The organism is Salipiger sp. PrR003 (assembly GCF_010500785.1).
GTDB classification, from domain to species: domain Bacteria; phylum Pseudomonadota; class Alphaproteobacteria; order Rhodobacterales; family Rhodobacteraceae; genus Salipiger; species Salipiger pacificus_A.
Window position 1 is genome coordinate 1 of sequence record NZ_JAAGOV010000042.1, and the last position, 15,631, is coordinate 15,631.

Genomic DNA, 15,631 nt, shown 5'->3' on the forward strand with positions numbered 1-15,631 from the left:
CAGTAGTTGGGCACGCCGTAATAGTCGTGCGTGCGGGCCTCCCAGTCGCGGTCGCGGTGCCAGTCGTCGCCGCGCTCTGGCGCGCCCTCCAGCTGCTCGGACGTGATGTCGGTCACGTAGCCGCCACGGCTGGTGTCGTAGTTCAGCTTGGCCCAGGGGATCGGGTGGTGATCTTCCCCCATCCCCAGAAAGCCTCCGAAGCCCATCACCGCGTAGGCCACCTTGCCGGTCGCTTGTCGATGGTGAGGTGGTCGATCGTGCCGATGTGCTCGCCGGTGAGGGAATAGACCGCGGTGCCGTTGACCTTGTCGGACGAAATCATTGTCGAGCTCTCATGCACCGTGACATCTCCTCCTGATGTGTCCGGTAGAACGGTTTGTCCGGAGGAAAGTTCCATTGATGCGCCTTTCCGCCGCAGCTTGACACCAAATGAAGCCATAGGTGGGTTGCCGCGCCCGCGTGCCTCACGTTCGGCGCCAAGTGTGCGTGATTTCCTGTCATCTAATTATTGAACTTCGGGTAAGCGTTGACTCTTCGTGGCGACCTTGTCTTACCTATCTCATCACAAATTCACTGGGGTTCCCGAACATGCCGCAGACAGCGACGGCAAATATTCTGACCATCCTCGAAACCGACTTTTCCGGTGTTGTGGAGGAATGGCTTGGGACCCAGGTGAAGGAGGGCGTGAAACGATCGGACCTTTTCTCCGACTCTGAAAGTCGCGCACAGAACCAGGAACTCCTGAAAGCCTTCGGCAAGGGGGTACGGGTAGGTGTGGTGGACGAAGAGTTCAGCCTCGATGACGATGCCTGGGAAGTCCTGCGCGCTGTTCTGGCCGACGTCAGCAAGGAACGCGTCAGCCGCGGCGTCACGCCGACTGAAATGGCAACCTTTGTGCTGGCCCTCAAGGCGCCGCTGTTCAAGCGGCTCGAGGCCATGCCCGGCGTCGAGGGCGGAAAGCTCATTCGCGACGTTCTAATGGTGACCCGCCTCGTCGATGCCTTCGCGATCTATACCAACGAGATTTTCATCGGCGAGCGCGAACAGCTCATCGAGCGTCAGCGCCAGGAAATGCTCGAACTGTCGACCCCCGTGGTCGAACTCTGGGACCGGGTTCTCACGTTGCCGCTGATTGGCACGCTGGATTCCGTCCGGGCGCAGGAGGTCATGGAGAACCTGCTGCAGACCATCCTCGAGAGGCAGGCCGAGGTGGTGGTCATGGACATCACCGGCGTCGGCACCGTCGACACGCAGGTGGCGCAGCACCTTCTGCGGGCTGCAGCCGCCGTGCGTCTGATGGGGGCTGAATGCATCATCAGCGGCATCAGCCCGATGATCGCCCAGACCATGGTGCAGCTCGGCATTGACGTGGGCACCGTGTCGACCCGGTCGAGCATCCGCACCGCGCTGTCCGATGCGCTGCAAAAGGTCGGCTATGTGATCAAGACCACCGAGGCCTCCTGACGTGTCGGGAATGACGTCCATAAATCTGGTCGAGAACGCCCTTCTCGTCTCCATTCAGGGCGACGTCACAGATACCGAAATCGTCGAGTTGCAGGAGACCCTCTCCAACCGGATCGCCAAAGAGAACGTCAAGGGCGTGATCCTCGACATCAGCTCGCTGGAGATCGTCGACACGTACGTCGGGCGGGTGATTGCCCAGCTGGCGGGGATTTCGCGTCTGCTGACGGCCGAGACCTACGTTGTAGGAATGCGCCCGGCAGTGGCCGTGACGATTGTCGAGCTGGGCAATCACCCGCCCGAGACCCGCACGGCGCTCAGCCTGACCCATGCGTTGTCTCAGTTGCGGCGTGCCTGATCCCAAGGGACCATCATGCTCGCCCACGCTCGGGGAGATCCCCCTCGCAACCACCGGGATGTCGTCATTGCGCGCCAGGCGGTCGCGCGCCTACTCAAGGTACGCGGGCTTTCGGTGATGCGCATCTCATGCACCAAATTACCGTGCATCTTATCGGGCGGCGCGTGGCTGTGGCGGCTCTGGTTCATATTGACGAGACCGAGATGGAAATGCGCTACGCAGGTCTCGGAAATATCTCGACTGTGCTGATCAGCGAGGGCGAGGGTGAGCGCGGGCTAAATCTACAATAAGATACCGCGAATTGCAGATTAAGCCGCATGATCCGTCGAAGCTACTCGTCCGAAGCTGCTAGCCCGCGCTCATCTACAAACACAGAAGGACGAGAGCAGGTTCCCTGCGTTGTCAGATTTTTTTTACAGAGCCATCACGCTCAGCTCAATATCGCTGTCCGGAATCTGGAAGGTGCCATCCGGGTTCGGGCGGATGTGACGCCCGTTCCCCAAGACAAACCTCGTATCTGTGCCGTCCGATTGGCGAAAGACGGTGACGCGCGATCCCTCTTGGGCTTCGCACTCCATCGTCTGGATCGTTTTCCATACCCCAGTCATGTCGTCCTCCTGAGTTCGGATGTGCCGGCGCATATAGAGGAGCCGGGAGGTCGAGAGCTGGTCCGAGACTGACAGGTCATCAACAGGCTCAACAAGAGGCGTCCGATTTATCCACCGATTTCCGCGGTTCTCATCCACTCCGGTCCCAGCCCATGAGCACTTGGACGCTTACCCAGTTGTTAACCAAGCGGAGCCACTTCCTCGCCAAGACAACGAGGAAGGTTTTATGGCCGAGGAAAGCACGTTCTCCCGCGGGTATAGCGGCGGCATCTTTGAGTTTGATGGGCGTATGGGGGAAGACACCTTCGACGAAATGCTGCTCTGGTGCTCCCGCAACAAGGCATCGGAAATCACCGTCCAGTCCGATCTTCCTGTAATCGCGGAAATCGGCGGGAAGATCATCAAGATCACCAGCCGGAGCATCAAGGTTCCCGAGGTAGAGGGCGTCGTACGATATATCTACGGCGAGAACGGCCCCGCTGAGATCAAGTCTGGCTTCGATCTCGATCCGTCGCACGAAATCAAGGTTTCAGGCGGCGGCCGTCTCCGGTTTAGGGTCAACATCACTGGTGGTCGGAGCATCGGTGGCGATGGCATCCAGCTGTCCATTCGTACTCTTCCAGAGATCCCTCTCGACATTCGAGATTTGGGTGTCGAGCAGGACATCATTGACAACTTCAGACCGCAGAAGGGCATGGTGCTGGTCACTGGTCCTACGGGCTCGGGGAAATCGACCCTGCTGTCATCCGGGATCAGGATGATCCTCGAGCAAGAGGACGCCAACGAAAAGATGGTGGAGTTCTCGAAGCCCATCGAATTTGTCTACGACAAGGTCGAGATGCCAAGCTCCACAGTCTTTCAGTCGGAAGTCGGTTCCCACCTGAGGCCGCGAGGCGGGAGTAGCCATGATGAAGAAGGCGAATTCGGCTACTGCGTCCGTAACGCTCTGCGGCGCAAGCCTACGATTATCCTGATTGGTGAGAGCCGGGACAAGGCGACCATTCAGGCCTCTGTGGAGGCTGCCCTGACGGGGCACGTTCTCTATTCCACCATGCACACCATCGGTGTTGCTGAGACCCTCAGGCGCGCCGTCATGCCGTTCCCTGGCGATGAACGCAGGGCGATGGCGATCGACATTCTGGATACCCTGAGAATGGTTGTGACGCAGATCCTCCTACCGCGAGAAGGCGGGGGCATGGTCGGGTGTCGCGAGTACCTGGTCTTCGATGACGACGTGCGCCGACGTCTCATCGACATCGATGTCGATGACTGGCCCAAGGAAATTCGCAAAATCCTTGAGGAGGGTAACTGCAAGGGCAGCTCCATGGCAGATTCCGCCAGGAAGCTCCTGGACAAAGGTGAGATCAGTGAGGAGCGGTACCGCTATCTCAGCAACCGCCATGAAGGGGACGACTGATGGCCCACTGGCGGCACACCTTCAAATCCCCCAGGTTTTTCATGTTCGACGCCCGGGTCGCGATCTTTCTCATCGCGTTCCTGCTGCACATCCGAGGGTGGACACTATTGGTCCTGATTACCGTCCTAGGAGCATTCTATGCGGTTGAACGCAGGGGGTATGATTTCAAGTCGGCCCTGCGTGCCATTCGGGTCTACTTCGCGGGGCCCGTCAGACCTCCTCTGACGGACGACAAGCTTACTCGCCCGAAGGATTACGACCGGAGACCGCTGTTCTGATGGTGGTACTCACTGGCAGTTATGTGATCCCTCAGGCTTCTCACTAGCTAGCGTCGTAATAGCGCGAGGGGATCAGCCTAGGGATGACGCTGCGCCAATGCAGCTCGTTTCATCAGGTGGAGAGGCAGCTCTACGCGGATCTTGGCAATGTCCATGTGCCAAGGGGCTCCCCACCGTTCTTGGAACGGATCTCGGAAATCTGCAGCCGTTCTCGATCTACCATCGATCTGGCTTTTGCAGAACGCAGTTACTTCGCCAAGGTGATCGGCTGGGTCATTGACACGGTGTCGAGCGAGCTGGGCGACATACCCAAGTTGCCGAAGATATGTCTCGTTCTCGGTGCCCGTTGGGAAATACCTCCCCGTGACCACCTCTGCGAGAAGAGACAGCGCGTCATCTTCCCGAGCCCGGGCGGGTGCCTGTGGGTCAGCGAAATGTGGGTGTGCTTCTAGCATTCCTAACGATCTCTGTCGCATCTGCTGCATTATGCTTCACAAACGTGGTGTCGCCAACAAAATAGTCTAGAGCCTCTGCCAACCTCTCTTCGAACTTCTCTGGGTCAATCAGACCGTGCGCCGCAAGTTCACGGATATCCTCGCGATCTCGATCTTGAAAGCGCCCCACCTTGGATACGGCCAAGTCAACGGGATTCATTACGTGTAAGACGATGTCTCCAACTCGGCAGATCTCCGGGGAATTTTCTTCCCATTCAGGGGGGAATGAGCCCATGACATCGGAGAATCCACCGTCCATCGTCACCAAGCGGATGTCACTTGGGTCATCCGGGTTCGGTACTTCGAAAATTTGCAGATCAGGCGGGATAGAAAAACGGTGAGACCACTTCATATCAACGTCATCGGACATCCTGTGCCCCGTATAATAGTTCACTGCGACGCCGCCAGCGAGATATGCATGAAGAGGGGCGCGGAGTTTGCCGAGACGCTCGGACAACTTTTCCAGATGCCTCTCAAGGGCCGTCATGAGTTTGCTTTGTTCCATGGTAGCCTTCCTCCGGTCACTTATAGAGGCATATGTATAACGCTGCCGCAAACACAACTCCTCCTTTCGGGGAGCCAACCATCTACATCAGCAACACGAGATTAACGGTCCTCGCCTACTTGCCTGGCAAAGGCAGGTGAACGATGACCGATACCAAGAAACTCAAAGTCCTCAATGTCGCTGTCGATGACGGCTACGCGCAGACCAAACTCGTTGGCGAGGATCCTGAAACCGGGAAGATGGTCATACAGATCATTCGCTCCTCGGTACGCCAGGGGCGCTCGGGCCTCAGTTCCTTCAATGGGGGAGGCATCGACCAGTATGAGACCGAAGAGGGAGATGTCTTCACGGTCTCCAACGAGATCGAGTCTGAAAACACGCAGTTCGACGGGTTCCACACCTCTCAACTGAACCGGGTGCTGGTGCATCACGCTCTTCGAAAATCAGGATATGCCGGCCGCAAGGTGAACCTTGTGACGGGGCTGCCGGTAGCAGACTACTTCCTCGATGACGAAAGGGACATCGAGCACATCGAAGCCAAGACGTCGAACCTCAAGCTTGGCGTGAAGGGCTCTGACGGCGGGACGATGCCCATCGTGGAAAATGTCCGTGTTGGCTGCCAAGCCGTGGCTGCATGGTTCGACTACGTGCTCGATGACAATCTTGAACAGAGGGCGGATGTCCGCGGCGCTGTTGCCATTGTCGACATCGGCGGGCGGACAACGGACATCGCCGTCGTGGTCGGAGGCAATGCGATCGACCATTCGATGTCGGGGACAGAGAACATCGGTGTCCTCGATGTCTACAACGGCGTGCGCAAAGCAATCCGCCGAGAGTTCAAGATCAAGGAGAAGTTCCCCTTGGATCAGCTTGATGCTGCGGTCCGCACCGGTGAGGTCAAGCTGTGGAACAAGCAGCACAATGTCGCGGAACTGGTCGAAGCCGTCGTCGGTGAACACGAGCGCAAGATCGCCCGGGAAGTCGAGAGGCGTCTGGGTTCGGCCGCAAACCTGAATGCTGTCGTCTTTGTCGGCGGAGGGTCTGCGCTGTTCAGTACCATCGCGGGGCACTTCCCGAACGGGGTGATGCCCGAGGATCCTGAATTTTCGAATGCCAAGGGCCTCTACAAGTACATCAAGGTGAAGGCCTGAGGCCTTGAGCCATGCCGCGAGCAAAGGGTGTGCAGATATATCTCAAGCCAGGGCTCGAGGAGGATGATCGCCTCCTCGCCTTCTGGCATGCCTGCCAGCGGCACAGCCGTCCCCAGGAGGTGTTCCGGCGTCTTCTGCAGGTCGGCCTCGACGAGCTTTGCGAGCGTGGGGAGATCAGCCCTCGTATCCTGAGGGAGGTGGATGAGGAACTTGCCGGCCGCCCCACAGACCCATTCACGGCGCCGCCTCGAGAGAGGAAGAAGGCAGGCGCAGCAGAGAAGCCCGGCAGCAGGCAGCAGACAGGAGAGGTTCCAAGCCAACCTATGGCAATGACCTCCGATGACACACCACGAGAGCCGTCGCGTCCATTGGGCGCCGCCGCCCAACCAGAACCTGCAAAGGGAGGCAATGCAGTGAACGACCGCGAGATCGAAGAGGAGAGGCCGGACGAAATTACCGACGAGGCTTCGGATACTGACCGCGACCCCCATGATCTGCTGATCGCGGAGGTGACTGATGCTCCCTTGGAGGAGGACAAAGGGGTAACAGGCGAAACGGAGACTGGCGAGCCCGGTGAGGCCGGCTCGGGGGCGACAGGTGCTGCCACTCCCAAGGAGAAATACGGCTTCATCGGGGACATCATGTGATGAAAGCTGGCGAACTCAGATCTCTGGCGATGACCTGGCTTGCCAAGGCCTATCCGGAGTCGATCCTCGTGACCGAACTCAGCATTGCGGATTGGGGAGGTGCATCCCTGGACGTGGCGGCGATCACTTCCACTCATATTGTCGGCGTCGAAATCAAAGGCGAGGGGGATAGCCCTAGCAGGCTGGATCGTCAGGGGCTCGCTTATCCTATGGCCACGAGAGAGATGTGGCTGCTGTGCGACGAGAGTATCCAGAGCCGCTGCTTCTCGAAGCTTCCAGCAGGATGGGGGCGCCTCGAAACCTGCGATCAGGCTGTGAGACCCTATAACCGGGCGACCAAGATGGGTCCGAAGGTCAAGACAAAGCGAGGCTACCGATGGCCACAGGTCCGAGACGACGCCCGGTATGTTCCCGACCGCGCGGCCTATCTCATGCAACTCGCGCCTCATGCTTTGTGCGGCGCCCTCTGGCGAGACGAGCTGCTGGCTATTGCGAAGAAATACGACCTCCTCCAGGCGCGGCAGAAGCCCTACGTTCATGTCCTGACCGAGCTCATCTGCGAGAACCTTCCGGTAACCGCCATCCACGATGAGATGATTGCCGCGCTGCGCTCCCGGATATGGCGCAAGCCGGTGGTTGATCTGCGCGCTGGGCGAGGACACTGAAAGTGATCTCGCTGGTGACTGCAGCGTGCATTAGCCAGGCGGCCGCGGCCTACGGCATCCAGCCGGTCGTGATTGCCGCGATCATGCGCACGGAAGGCGGGAAGGTCGGGCAATACTCTGAAAACACCAATGGCACGCGAGACCTGGGACCCATGCAGATCAACGACGGGGTGTGGACGGGTGAGATCGCCGACAAGTTTTTCCGCGGGAACGAGGCCCGGGCGGAAGATCAGCTTCTGAACAACGGCTGCTTCAACATCCACGCCGGCGCCTGGATCCTGCGCCAGAACATTGACCTGTCCAATGGAGACGTCCTTGAAGGGATAGGGCGGTACCATTCTTGGACCACTCAGCACAAGGAGCGGTACAAGAAGACCTTCCTGAAGAACCTGCAGACGATCATCAGATAATCTGGGATTAACGAGCTCTCCATATTCTTTTGGCAGACCTAACGAGAGACTGCCATGGCTTCCCAACAAGGGGGGGATCGTCCCCAAGACCAAGAACTGACGTATCTGATCGGGTTCGCCCTGGTGTGCTTTGTCGTCTGGCTGATCTGGACCTTCGCGCGCAACGTGATTGTCTGGGCAATGTTTGCTCTCGATATCGCCCAGTTCTACGCAGTCAAAGGATTGTCGATGATCGGGCTGCTGCCCTTCGGCCGCCAGGCGCAGGGCTACCTGGAATTCATGAAGGGCACGTTCAACGGCCGCATTGACCCATTCGATGTCAGCTATGCCGAAATGATGATGATGTCTCAGATGGCGGCCAGCGTTTTCAAATGGCTATTCGCTCTCATGATCATGGGGCTCGCGGTTCGCATCCTCTTCAAGATGAAGGGCCGCGGGTTCTCAAGACAGTTCTCCCTCGCCGGCGGCTTCGGGCCGTCTCTTGCCGACTACCAGGCCCAGCACTGGAAAGTCTTCAGCACTGGTGCCGGTTTTGACCCCGACAATGGCGACGAAATCGAGGATCCAGCCAAGACACCGATGGAGTGGATGCGGGACAACAAGGTCGACCTGTCGGAAGCCATCGACGGCCTGGATCACGACGCCGCGACTGTGGCCTTCGAAAAGCAGCTCGGCGAGCCCTGGCAGGGCGTAGAGAAAGCAGCCCCCTATGTTCAGGCTCTCTGCGCCGCCTTCTACATCAATGCAAAGAGAGACAAGAACGCGCGTGGGTTCAAGGAAAAGATCGCGGTCCTTTACACAACCAAGAAAGGGGAGGAGCTCGACCAACAGATCAAGGCTCTCTTCGACAAGGTGAACTCGGACCCGAAGTTCGGGAAGATGATGGAGAAGTACACCTCCAACCACGCCTACACGAATACCGCACTCTTCCGGCTGCTCCAGTGGTCTAGGGACAATGGCGGGGTCTTTGCCTCCGCAGAGTTCCGTTGGCTCAAGAAGATCGACCGGTCGCTGTGGTACACGCTCAATAACTGCGGCCGCCGCTCCTACCACACAGAAGGTGCAGGCGCCGTGTCCCATTTCAATGCCGAACATATCTCCAAGGCGAAGCTGGTGGAGCCGCATGTCGACCAAGCAGTCGACGGCCTTGAGGACTACCTCGAGCATCAGGGGCTGATTGATCTCGACGAGTTCTTCGAGCGCAAACAGAGCGATTTCTGACCAAGCCGATTTTCAAAGGACACTTCATGAACACGATTTACGTAAACCGCTTCCCCGTTCCTGCAGATGCCGTCGTCGGCAAACCATCCGCAGTCATTTGCGACAGCTTTTCCTTCACCATCAATGACGCAGGCTGGATGGTCAGGCTAGAGCGGGGTCTCATGCGCTCCCGTCTCGAGGCCTTCAGTCAAAGCAACGCTGACAAGATCGAAATGACATCGGGTTCCTACCTTGATTGCTGCCGAAGGTTGCTGGAGGCTCACTCCTCGCTGACTACTCTTCACTTCGAATCCAAAGAGCGGCAGGCCAAAGAAGATGCCGAGAAAGCCAAGCGCGAGAAGGCTTCCGTGGCCATTCAGCAGGTCGCTGCCAATGGGCGGTACCGAAACCGTGCCAAGAAGGTGATGGGCAGCATATTCGTGATCTGCATGCTGTCTGCTGCAGGATATTCAAGCTTCTCGAGTTACTTCAAGGAGAGTGTCAGTCTGGTGACCGCGGTGCCGCCCAGCGCGTCTATTTCTGATCACAAGACCCCCTCGAGTATGTCAATCTCCAACACGGTGGTCTCTCCCGAGAAGATGAAAGACTACCTCGATGAACTGGAACCCGTGTCGGCCGCGCCGCGCTATGAGGCTCCCATCCCGGAAGATGTGGTGACCGAAACTGCACCTGCGCCGGCGGCTATTCCCGACGAGGATCTGCTGTCCCGCTTCTACTCTTCGGACGAGATCAGGATGAAACCCCGGGATGCGCTTAAAGACAACGCCTTGGTCGCCTGGCAACGTGGCCTTGATGAGCATGGGATCTCGAACATTCCTCATCCCGAGTCCTACGTCGCCAATCGCGATCATGTTGAAACGCCAGTGCCCGGGGGCGGCACAATCAAGTCGCTGGGGGACCTGGCCGAGTTCGGGTTGATGGCTGTGACTGCGCCCTGAAGGTTTCTTGAGGCCTACAGCGTGAAAACGCAATGCAAGCGGGGAAAAGCACCACAAACTCCCAACAGGAGGCTTATGGTGTATTGAAGCGGGTGCGCCTTACCGTCGTTTGCCGAACCTCTTGAGGTGCGCAGCTTCAGCATTCTGATCGACCCGGGGTGCATGCAGAAAGTCCCGCCACCTGAAGCTATCGCAAAATATAGTTAGTTCCTGTCCGGTTACAAGCCGATCATAATATGCCACTGCGTGGATCTCGGTCGCTTACTCATTGACATGTGAACTTCAGAGTATGAAGCTGTGGGCGATTGTCCGCTTTATTATTTCAGAGTTTTCAGGGAGTCGTCGTGACAAAATTACTCCAGACTGCCCGCCCACCACTGGCTGACGATATGTCTCGCAACGTTGCAGAGGCTACGAGTTTTCTGAAATCTATAGCTCACGAACAGCGATTATTGCTCCTGTGTCATCTCTGCGCTGGAGAAAAATCTGTGGGGGAGTTGATGCGGGAGATTGGGGTCAGCCAATCCGCAACCAGTCAAATGCTCGCTCGGCTACGGGAAGACGGCCTCGTAAGAACTCGTCGTGACGGCAAAAAAGTCTATTACAGGCTGGCAGCGGGAGATACTGCGAGGCTCATAGATCTGCTTCACAGGATATTTTGCGACAAGCGCATCTCGCAACCGCCCGCACGAGTTCCTGGCTTGTGAAAATCACGAGGCAGTGCATGCCATCTGATGCATTGGCTCACTCCATGAGGAGGCCAACTCCTCTTCGTGGATCTGCAGAAAGCTTATCGGATCATCGTCTGCCGCGATGATTGCCTCGACCTTTTCTCCGAGTCCATATTTCTCGCATCCCACGTGGGGTAGAACCCGGCTGCCGACCCACCCAATGCCTTCTTCGATGACTTCAGGGGCTGCTTGGGGGTCGTCGACAAACTTGGCATGAGCGATGCTCTCTCCCATGACCAGGGCACCAGCACTCTCTCCGATGACCAGGAATGGCTCTCCACCACGAGATGCCCGATCCTCCAAAAGGCGAGCGAACTCGGTCTCCCTGATGGCATGCATCAGAACGTATGTATTGCCCCCCAACAGAACGCACCCATGGACACTCTCGAGTTGGCTTTCGAGCTCTGCCCGGCTCTTCCCGCGGATGTCGACCACTTCGACACGGCAACCGTGTTCAGTCATTGGCAGGGGCTCATCATCCGGCAGTGGCCGGCCTTCACCGCGGCGAGCGGTGTCAATGAGAAGCAGGCGTTTGCCGTGAAGGGAGTCCATCTCGTGTCGAATGGCTTCCGAAGCGGCCGAGAGGGAAGACGCGAGATGGAGGTCGATGTTGTCCGGGATCATGGCGAGGTCTCTCTGCACCGGCCCGTTAGGGAGCCGGTGCGCTGTTCTCGAGGCTTGATTTGAAGTCTGCCCACATGCCGTCGAGCCGTTCGCGGAACTCGTCGTTCTTGCGCACCTTGGTGATCGGCAGCTTGTAGTTCGAGTAGGCTGAACTGTTGAGAACCGAGAGCCTTTCGTCCTTTGCCGCAAACTCACGCGAGATGCGGTTGAATTGCGCCTGGTCCTCGATGGTGGATAGGATGCTGATAGCCCGGGCACCGGTCATGCGCAGGTTGCGCTCGTAGGTGCTCGCCACGTTCTTGGCGGTTTCGACCTTGACGAAGTCATCCATGAAACCGGTCAACTCGTCGATATACGCGTCCATCTCTTGGGTATGCTCCGAGGCGAACTCAACGTACTCATGCCGCTGTTCGTCCGACTTCTGCAGGAACTGCCTTACGAAAGGCACGACGCAGTCGACGACCCGGCTCTTGGCCAGCTCCTTGTTGGTCGCCAGCGGTTTGTAGTCACGCCGGATGTCCTGCGGAGACTTGGTCTTGCCTTCGAATGCCTGCGCAAAGGAGAACTGAGCAGTGATATCGACTACCGCTGCGAGGAAGTCATCCCGAGCCTCTCTGGGCACGCCCTCGTGCACAAGGTAGGAGCCGAATTGCACTACGAAGCCCTCTGGCAGGGCCTGCTCGCTAACTGTCGTTCCCAGCTCTTTGTGACCAGCGTTCGTGGCGGTCGCCGCCATGGCATCGTCAGGGGTATTTTCCACCGGCGCGGCGGCTTCTTCAGCTGGCGACGGTTCCTCGATAGGATTGCCCTCAGCCGCCTCGCGAACAAGCTTTTCGTAGCCGCTGACCTCTTCGACAGCGACCGGCTCGACCCAAGGGGTGATCTCACCATCGTAGCGAATGCGAGCTTGGTCTGCGGCAGATTTCAGCTCGTACTTTTCAAAGCTGCCGAAGAGCCTTTTCAGAAGGCTTGCGGTCAGCCGGACCTTGGTTCCTTCGGCGACGAACACAGGGACCCCATCTGCAGACATCTTTTCGAAGCCTTCGTGAATGAGCGCGATCTCCAGGTTCTTGTCAAACCCTTCCTTCGTCGATCTGACGATCGCGAGATTGTTCTTCTTCTCGCCTTCAGAAAGCTGACGCGTGTCGGGCTTCAGAAGAAGCTCAACTCCGTGCTCAGAAACGTTCGGCCAACTGCTTGCTGCCATCAATCTTCTCCAAAAATTCTTCGGTCTTCGTGGGAGATGCCACCGACCGAGCAAGATACCATTTGTCTTCAGGGGCCTTTTTCACCTGGGTCTGAGAACTCTGCTTGTTTCGCGATCCAGAGGGCAGGCGCTGTACTTCTCATCCGAGACCCATTGCAGGACCACGCCATCGGCAATCCGGACGCCGGAGCTGCGCTCCCAATCCAAGATTTGTTCGGGCGAGATCCCGGGCTTGGCCAGCGGGAACTCGAAGGCAAAACCGACGTCGATGATTGGAAGTGACAGGCCGAACTTGTCGACGATCTTCACTTTCGGGATTACCAGCTTGGTCGGTGCCGCCGGTGAGTAGACATCGAAGATGTCGTCACAGCCCTCTACCCGGTCGGGTGCGAATTCACAGTGCAGAAAGTGACTGGGGGATGCCTTGAGACGGCCTTCTGAGAAGCCGCCCGAGATCAGGTCGCCGCCAAGGCGGGTGTCGACCAGAAGCCCTTCTTCGTCTGTACTATGTGCTCCTGTGATCGCTCCGTGGAAGAGCATGGTCGCCTCTGAATTTGACCAGAGAAAACTACCAGAGGCGGATTTTCAGAAGATTAACGGCTGGCTTGGTGTAAAGTGACGGGGCTTCACGCTGCTGATGAACCTGGAACAACATGGACGACAAGCAACAAACGGCACTGATCGCGCTCCTTGCGGCAAGCGAGGCATCCAGCCTATACGGAGGAGCAGGATGGACCAGGGCAATGGAGTTGCCGGTGCCCAAAGACGTGCGTTGCGTGAAAAATATGCACTCCCTGGTGGAGCTTGGATATGCGGACGCACATAAAGGAGACCGGAGAAAACAGGTGCAATGGCTATACCGGGTTACTATTCGCGGTCGGATTGAGGCTGAGAAGTTACTTAATCAGCTCCTGTAGACATCGACGCATGGGAGTCCGGGCTGTGAAAGCGGCTTATTCTGTGTGATCTATTCTATCAGATGGCGAGCACGGACCCCTCTCGGCCTGGCGTGATGGCTCCATTGAAAATGGTCGTGTGGGAAATCACAGTGTCGTCGACATGGGGGTGCATGAAGACCGCTTTTGGGCCATCGAACTCAGGGGTCAGAACGCCATGCTCCAGCAGCTCGAGGATGGCATCTTCCTTGTCGTAGATGAAGATCGGCGCATCGTGGAAATAGCCAACCAGAATAATTGGCTCATCGGCAGGCAGGTTCAGGCTTTTCGCCTGGGAGACCTTTCCTGCCGGAACCGCCTTTGCGCGCAGGAGCAGGTTGTTGGTCGTGTTGATCAGAGCATGGAGCATGGCCGCCCCTTTGACCTGTTGGATGTCTGATATGTCTTCATGGTGTTGGTATCCGGGTATTTCTTCCCGGATACCAACAAGGGGTTTCGTCAGAATTTAGCCGACTTGTACAAAGGTCTCCTCAGGCCCTGAGGTGCAGGCTCCGGCTGACGTGGGCTTGCGCGTTGTCCACCCGTTCCTTGAGTGCCTTGTCGCCGGACAGTGTGCGATAGGCGCGCTCGACTGAGCGGATCGAGGCTTTGGGGTAGTCGAGCATTGCCTTGAGTTCCTCGATTTCCATCTCATTGAGCTCGGGGAAGTCATCGACACTCACTCCGAGACGCCGGGCTTCCGAGGACCGCAGCCCCTCATAGATCACCTCGAAGTGCTCGGACGACGGAGTGTCCATGGTGACGATCATGAAGCGGTCTTTCAACGCCTCCGGCATGTTGACGATCGAGTTCGCCGTCGCCAGGAAGCTGATGCCGCCAAAGTCCACATTCGCCATCAGGCAGGTGTCGTAGTACTTCTGATCGCCGTTGAGCATCGTCAGCAGGGAGTCGCTTAGCGAGCCATTCTGTGAGTGCACACTGGCCTTGTCGATCTCATCGAGGATCAGCGCAGGGTTGGCGCACTCCTTCTCGAGCATCGCTTGGACGGGCCCGGCAACGCGTGTGTTCACCCAGCCGCGGGCGACAGGCAGAAAGCCACCGGAGTCGCTGGTGCCGCCGCAGGCCATGATCGAGAAGGGGACGGTGAGCATCTCGCATAGCTCCCGAAGGAAGCGTGTCTTGCCGCACCCTGGATTGCCCACGAGCAGGATCGGCGGCAGGGTCACATGGGTATTCTCGCCGCGACCACGTGCCATGAGAGACAGCTGTCCGCAAACGCTGTCGACGACGTTGGCGGCCCATGGGAATTTTTCCGAGAGCTGCTGATGAACCTGTGCGACATCGCCGATATTGCCCTTGAGAGGCAGCGGCTTGTCGATGATGGCCCCGTAGCGCCGTTTTATCTCGCGCCCGTCCTTGCTGTTGGGATCGCCGACATCTTTGATGACGATCATTTCCGTCGAGATCAGATGGGTGGAGGCAGGCATCAGTTCGATATCGTCGAGAGGGTACTGATCTTCGGCATCCGCGATTTCCTCCCAGCTCGTGATCGCCGCCGACAGCTTGGTTTTCAGTTGCCGGCCGCTGTGACGGTACACGTGCTTGAGAGCCCGCAGGCCCTCGAGGAGCTGGGTGACCGGGGTCGCATAGTCACAGCACGCGAGAAACCACATGAGCGTCAGATGGGCCGCACGGTTTTCCTGACGGAAAGCCACCGCGAGCGCGAAGAGTGCTTCGTCACTGCTCGCCATGAAGCTGGCGCAGTTCTCTTCGGGACCAGACACCTTCGACAGAACACGTTCGAGCTCAGACGGCTCCATGCTCTCATCAAGGTAGCACAGGAAATTGAAAAGTATCGGCTGTGCGTCTTCAGCCGGGATACGGCAGTAGTCGCACATTTCGAAATCGAGCATCAGGATCTCCGTAAAAGACGGTTAATCCTATTTTAACACTGCGCCGGAAGTCAAACCCCCTCGGGCGGATTGCTGAAGAAAACGTGCTTTCTTTGCATGCCCCATGG

General features: G+C 57.8%; 20 protein-coding genes and 1 pseudogene. 13 read left to right on the forward strand and 8 right to left on the reverse strand.

The window, feature by feature from the left end:
- Positions 1-322 (reverse strand): annotated as a pseudogene (locus G0D83_RS14185) (PRC-barrel domain-containing protein); the annotation flags it as partial.
- 266 nt (positions 323-588) lie between these two features.
- Here G0D83_RS14185 and G0D83_RS14190 point away from each other — a divergent pair.
- The 3 genes from G0D83_RS14190 (at position 589) to G0D83_RS14200 (ending at position 2,109) form a co-directional block, all read left to right on the forward strand.
- On the forward strand, positions 589-1,464 hold the full coding sequence (locus tag G0D83_RS14190) for an STAS domain-containing protein (RefSeq protein ID WP_164195116.1): 876 nt from the start codon (positions 589-591) through the stop codon (positions 1,462-1,464).
- 10 nt (positions 1,465-1,474) lie between these two features.
- Positions 1,475-1,819, forward strand: a complete 345-nt coding sequence (locus G0D83_RS14195) for an STAS domain-containing protein (RefSeq protein WP_164195119.1) — start codon at positions 1,475-1,477, stop codon at positions 1,817-1,819.
- A 128-nt stretch (positions 1,820-1,947) separates the two neighbouring features.
- Positions 1,948-2,109: a hypothetical protein gene (locus G0D83_RS14200; protein ID WP_164195122.1), complete on the forward strand. Its 162-nt coding sequence runs from the start codon at positions 1,948-1,950 to the stop codon at positions 2,107-2,109.
- 123 nt (positions 2,110-2,232) lie between these two features.
- On the opposite strand, the gene G0D83_RS14205 is transcribed toward G0D83_RS14200, so the two are convergent.
- Positions 2,233-2,427, reverse strand: coding sequence for an MHC class I heavy chain (locus G0D83_RS14205; RefSeq protein ID WP_164195124.1), 195 nt, complete (start codon positions 2,425-2,427; stop codon positions 2,233-2,235).
- Between the two features lie 226 nt (positions 2,428-2,653).
- Between G0D83_RS14205 and G0D83_RS14210 the strand changes: the two genes are divergently transcribed.
- Together G0D83_RS14210 and icmT are read left to right on the forward strand one after the other, a co-directional pair.
- Positions 2,654-3,844, forward strand: a complete 1,191-nt coding sequence (locus G0D83_RS14210; protein WP_164195126.1) for a type IV pilus twitching motility protein PilT — start codon at positions 2,654-2,656, stop codon at positions 3,842-3,844.
- Positions 3,844-4,122: an IcmT/TraK family protein gene (gene icmT, locus G0D83_RS14215; RefSeq protein ID WP_164195129.1), complete on the forward strand. Its 279-nt coding sequence runs from the start codon at positions 3,844-3,846 to the stop codon at positions 4,120-4,122. The genes G0D83_RS14210 and icmT overlap by 1 nt, the downstream gene beginning before the upstream one ends.
- A 426-nt stretch (positions 4,123-4,548) precedes the next feature.
- Here icmT and G0D83_RS14220 read toward each other — a convergent pair whose 3' ends face one another.
- Positions 4,549-5,121: a DUF6036 family nucleotidyltransferase gene (locus G0D83_RS14220; RefSeq protein ID WP_164195131.1), complete on the reverse strand. Its 573-nt coding sequence runs from the start codon at positions 5,119-5,121 to the stop codon at positions 4,549-4,551.
- A gap of 143 nt (positions 5,122-5,264) precedes the next feature.
- Here G0D83_RS14220 and parM point away from each other — a divergent pair, with 143 nt between their 5' ends.
- From parM to G0D83_RS14255, 7 genes are all read left to right on the forward strand, one after another.
- Positions 5,265-6,272, forward strand: a complete 1,008-nt coding sequence (parM, locus tag G0D83_RS14225; RefSeq protein ID WP_164195133.1) for a ParM/StbA family protein — start codon at positions 5,265-5,267, stop codon at positions 6,270-6,272.
- A gap of 11 nt (positions 6,273-6,283) precedes the next feature.
- Entirely contained in the window at positions 6,284-6,919 is a 636-nt protein-coding gene (locus G0D83_RS14230; protein ID WP_164195135.1) for a hypothetical protein, read from the forward strand.
- A complete protein-coding gene (locus G0D83_RS14235) occupies positions 6,919-7,584 on the forward strand; it encodes a hypothetical protein (RefSeq protein WP_164195138.1) in 666 nt (221 codons plus the stop codon). The genes G0D83_RS14230 and G0D83_RS14235 overlap by 1 nt, the downstream gene beginning before the upstream one ends.
- A 2-nt stretch (positions 7,585-7,586) precedes the next feature.
- The gene (locus G0D83_RS14240; RefSeq protein ID WP_164195140.1) at positions 7,587-7,994 is read left to right on the forward strand and encodes a lytic transglycosylase domain-containing protein; all 408 of its coding nucleotides are present in this window, start codon (positions 7,587-7,589) and stop codon (positions 7,992-7,994) included.
- Positions 7,995-8,048: 54 nt separating this feature from the next.
- The gene (locus G0D83_RS14245; RefSeq protein WP_164195141.1) at positions 8,049-9,215 is read left to right on the forward strand and encodes a hypothetical protein; all 1,167 of its coding nucleotides are present in this window, start codon (positions 8,049-8,051) and stop codon (positions 9,213-9,215) included.
- Between the two features lie 26 nt (positions 9,216-9,241).
- Entirely contained in the window at positions 9,242-10,153 is a 912-nt protein-coding gene (locus tag G0D83_RS14250; RefSeq protein ID WP_164195142.1) for a hypothetical protein, read from the forward strand.
- Between the two features lie 389 nt (positions 10,154-10,542).
- The gene (locus tag G0D83_RS14255) at positions 10,543-10,860 is read left to right on the forward strand and encodes a metalloregulator ArsR/SmtB family transcription factor (RefSeq protein WP_164195330.1); all 318 of its coding nucleotides are present in this window, start codon (positions 10,543-10,545) and stop codon (positions 10,858-10,860) included.
- Between the two features lie 3 nt (positions 10,861-10,863).
- Here G0D83_RS14255 and G0D83_RS14260 read toward each other — a convergent pair whose 3' ends face one another.
- From G0D83_RS14260 to G0D83_RS14270, 3 genes are all read right to left on the reverse strand, one after another.
- The gene (locus G0D83_RS14260; protein ID WP_164195143.1) at positions 10,864-11,508 is read right to left on the reverse strand and encodes a Type 1 glutamine amidotransferase-like domain-containing protein; all 645 of its coding nucleotides are present in this window, start codon (positions 11,506-11,508) and stop codon (positions 10,864-10,866) included.
- A gap of 25 nt (positions 11,509-11,533) precedes the next feature.
- Entirely contained in the window at positions 11,534-12,715 is a 1,182-nt protein-coding gene (locus tag G0D83_RS14265; RefSeq protein WP_164195144.1) for a hypothetical protein, read from the reverse strand.
- An 81-nt stretch (positions 12,716-12,796) separates the two neighbouring features.
- The gene (locus G0D83_RS14270) at positions 12,797-13,255 is read right to left on the reverse strand and encodes a hypothetical protein (RefSeq protein ID WP_164195145.1); all 459 of its coding nucleotides are present in this window, start codon (positions 13,253-13,255) and stop codon (positions 12,797-12,799) included.
- A gap of 113 nt (positions 13,256-13,368) precedes the next feature.
- Between G0D83_RS14270 and G0D83_RS14275 the strand changes: the two genes are divergently transcribed.
- On the forward strand, positions 13,369-13,632 hold the full coding sequence (locus tag G0D83_RS14275; protein WP_164195146.1) for a hypothetical protein: 264 nt from the start codon (positions 13,369-13,371) through the stop codon (positions 13,630-13,632).
- 58 nt (positions 13,633-13,690) lie between these two features.
- Here the strand turns inward: G0D83_RS14275 and G0D83_RS14280 are convergent, their stop codons facing one another.
- Positions 13,691-14,020, reverse strand: coding sequence for a hypothetical protein (locus tag G0D83_RS14280; RefSeq protein WP_164195148.1), 330 nt, complete (start codon positions 14,018-14,020; stop codon positions 13,691-13,693).
- Positions 14,021-14,141: 121 nt separating this feature from the next.
- Positions 14,142-15,524 carry an AAA family ATPase gene (locus G0D83_RS14285; protein ID WP_164195150.1) on the reverse strand — a complete coding sequence of 461 codons (1,383 nt, stop codon included), beginning with the start codon at positions 15,522-15,524 and terminating at the stop codon, positions 14,142-14,144.
- Positions 15,525-15,631 lie beyond the last annotated feature (107 nt).

Excerpts from the sequence above, each read along its gene's own strand:
- G0D83_RS14265 (WP_164195144.1), bottom strand. The coding sequence starts at position 12,715 with ATGGCAGCAAGCAGTTGGCCGAACGTTTCTGAGCACGGAGTTGAGCTT.
- G0D83_RS14190 (WP_164195116.1), top strand. The coding sequence starts at position 589 with ATGCCGCAGACAGCGACGGCAAATATTCTGACCATCCTCGAAACCGAC.
- parM (WP_164195133.1), top strand. The coding sequence starts at position 5,265 with ATGACCGATACCAAGAAACTCAAAGTCCTCAATGTCGCTGTCGATGAC.
- G0D83_RS14210 (WP_164195126.1), top strand. The coding sequence starts at position 2,654 with ATGGCCGAGGAAAGCACGTTCTCCCGCGGGTATAGCGGCGGCATCTTT.
- G0D83_RS14245 (WP_164195141.1), top strand. The coding sequence starts at position 8,049 with ATGGCTTCCCAACAAGGGGGGGATCGTCCCCAAGACCAAGAACTGACG.
- G0D83_RS14275 (WP_164195146.1), top strand. The coding sequence starts at position 13,369 with ATGGACGACAAGCAACAAACGGCACTGATCGCGCTCCTTGCGGCAAGC.
- G0D83_RS14235 (WP_164195138.1), top strand. The coding sequence starts at position 6,919 with ATGAAAGCTGGCGAACTCAGATCTCTGGCGATGACCTGGCTTGCCAAG.
- G0D83_RS14200 (WP_164195122.1), top strand. The coding sequence starts at position 1,948 with ATGCACCAAATTACCGTGCATCTTATCGGGCGGCGCGTGGCTGTGGCG.
- icmT (WP_164195129.1), top strand. The coding sequence starts at position 3,844 with ATGGCCCACTGGCGGCACACCTTCAAATCCCCCAGGTTTTTCATGTTC.
- G0D83_RS14205 (WP_164195124.1), bottom strand. The coding sequence starts at position 2,427 with ATGACTGGGGTATGGAAAACGATCCAGACGATGGAGTGCGAAGCCCAA.
- G0D83_RS14270 (WP_164195145.1), bottom strand. The coding sequence starts at position 13,255 with ATGCTCTTCCACGGAGCGATCACAGGAGCACATAGTACAGACGAAGAA.
- G0D83_RS14250 (WP_164195142.1), top strand. The coding sequence starts at position 9,242 with ATGAACACGATTTACGTAAACCGCTTCCCCGTTCCTGCAGATGCCGTC.
- G0D83_RS14255 (WP_164195330.1), top strand. The coding sequence starts at position 10,543 with ATGTCTCGCAACGTTGCAGAGGCTACGAGTTTTCTGAAATCTATAGCT.
- G0D83_RS14230 (WP_164195135.1), top strand. The coding sequence starts at position 6,284 with ATGCCGCGAGCAAAGGGTGTGCAGATATATCTCAAGCCAGGGCTCGAG.
- G0D83_RS14260 (WP_164195143.1), bottom strand. The coding sequence starts at position 11,508 with ATGATCCCGGACAACATCGACCTCCATCTCGCGTCTTCCCTCTCGGCC.
- G0D83_RS14195 (WP_164195119.1), top strand. The coding sequence starts at position 1,475 with ATGACGTCCATAAATCTGGTCGAGAACGCCCTTCTCGTCTCCATTCAG.
- G0D83_RS14285 (WP_164195150.1), bottom strand. The coding sequence starts at position 15,524 with ATGCTCGATTTCGAAATGTGCGACTACTGCCGTATCCCGGCTGAAGAC.
- G0D83_RS14220 (WP_164195131.1), bottom strand. The coding sequence starts at position 5,121 with ATGGAACAAAGCAAACTCATGACGGCCCTTGAGAGGCATCTGGAAAAG.
- G0D83_RS14280 (WP_164195148.1), bottom strand. The coding sequence starts at position 14,020 with ATGCTCCATGCTCTGATCAACACGACCAACAACCTGCTCCTGCGCGCA.